The 1,569-nt window shown below is 47.8% G+C and carries 1 protein-coding gene and 2 tRNA genes; 2 read left to right on the forward strand and 1 reads right to left on the reverse strand.

The window, feature by feature from the left end; all coding sequences use genetic code 11:
• On the reverse strand, positions 1-589 hold a 589-nt coding region (locus C5O24_RS13235; RefSeq protein ID WP_205961134.1), incomplete at its 3' end, for a metallophosphoesterase.
• 456 nt (positions 590-1,045) lie between these two features.
• Between C5O24_RS13235 and C5O24_RS13240 the strand changes: the two genes are divergently transcribed.
• Positions 1,046-1,122, forward strand: a tRNA-Arg gene (locus C5O24_RS13240).
• 23 nt (positions 1,123-1,145) lie between these two features.
• Positions 1,146-1,222, forward strand: a tRNA-Arg gene (locus C5O24_RS13245).
• Positions 1,223-1,569 lie beyond the last annotated feature (347 nt).

The raw sequence follows: 1,569 nt of genomic DNA on the forward strand, positions 1-1,569 counted from the left end.
CCTTTTCGTTGTGTTTGAGATGCCATGCCGTGGCATTGGCCGCCTTTATACCGTCGAGATATTTCACTCCCCTGCTGTTGAACGCCGATATCATGCCGTCCGGATCAATATTTATGGCGATAAAAGCGATCCGCCGGTCGCCGACCGTGCGGATCTCGTAGGGCTTGAACATTGAGTCGAGAGGCGTATCGGTCAGATCATAGTTGGTGGTCAGACGCGATGCCTTCAGCTGCCCCCACTCCCGCGCCAGAGCCTCCATGCCGTTGTCAAACTCATGGTTGCCAAGAATCTGGATATCATAGCCGAGAGCATTCATCATCTTGCGCTCCACTTCGCCCCCGAAGAGCGAATAATAAAGCGTGCCCTGCACGGCATCGCCGGCATCGACAAGCAACACATTGGCTTCCGCATTACGAACGCTATCGATAAGCGCCTGACGACGCAATACGCCGCCACGCCCCGACGCATCAGGATCAATGCGGCTATGCGTATCGTTGGTGTGCAGTATTATGAAGTGGCCGGCAGGTTCCGAGGCTGCGACTGAAGCGACACACACTGCCGAGGCCGCGAATAAGCTGAATCTATTCATCAAGTATTTAGTAACTTTCAAAAGTCTGTTGATATTATTAAACTCATCAGTAAACAGTGGGTCATACACAAACTCGATCCCGACACAGCATAACGCCTCGACTACGATGATCACATCACTTCATCGATGCGCGGATAGATGCATCCGAATGCGGATTTTGCCCCGCCGGGTCGATCTATATCACCACTTATGCTGACAAAGTTAACCATTTTCTGTGTCAATTGCAAGACAAGATTCCTTATCGTAACCGCTATTTAGCAGCAACGACGCATCTATAGCCCGCGCCAAAACCTAAGTAGCCAAAAAACAACAAACACTGACGCTCAATACTTTGCGACCAGCGAAGATTATTAACAGCAAAAAAGTCGTAAAAAAATTTGGCCACTACCAAAAAAGATATTAACTTTGCAGTCGCAAACGAGATCGAGAGCGATTTCATGAAATTTGCACAATGATGGCTCCTTAGCTCAACTGAATAGAGCATCTGACTACGGATCAGAAGGTTACAGGTTTGAATCCTGTAGGAGTCACCAACATCTCCCCTCTCCCCAATGATGGCTCCTTAGCTCAACTGAATAGAGCATCTGACTACGGATCAGAAGGTTACAGGTTTGAATCCTGTAGGAGTCACCACCCAAAAGCGCTGTGTCAACATCTGACACAGCGCTTTTTCTTTTCTCCTACGAACCTTAGTCTATATTCGTTCAGACTGTAGAATCCCGACGACAACGACAATATTTCTTCCTAAAGATTCCCCAAATGGTCACCAATAATCCCGGCGATCTATTTATTAATTTTGCGCACAAGGAAAGTCGACGCCTGCACAATGCAACGACCAAAAGAGTCGGATATGGGCTCAAGCCGAAAGCACGGTGCATATGTTAAATTGGGCAATTAGAAGTGTTAAATTTTTAAGCGTAGAGTTTGACCAATCGGAAGATGAAGAAGTCGCGGTCTCGGACACCACGCATTTGTGAGCG

This window comes from Paramuribaculum intestinale, from assembly GCF_003024925.1.
In the GTDB taxonomy this organism is placed as follows: Bacteria; Bacteroidota; Bacteroidia; order Bacteroidales; family Muribaculaceae; genus Paramuribaculum; species Paramuribaculum intestinale.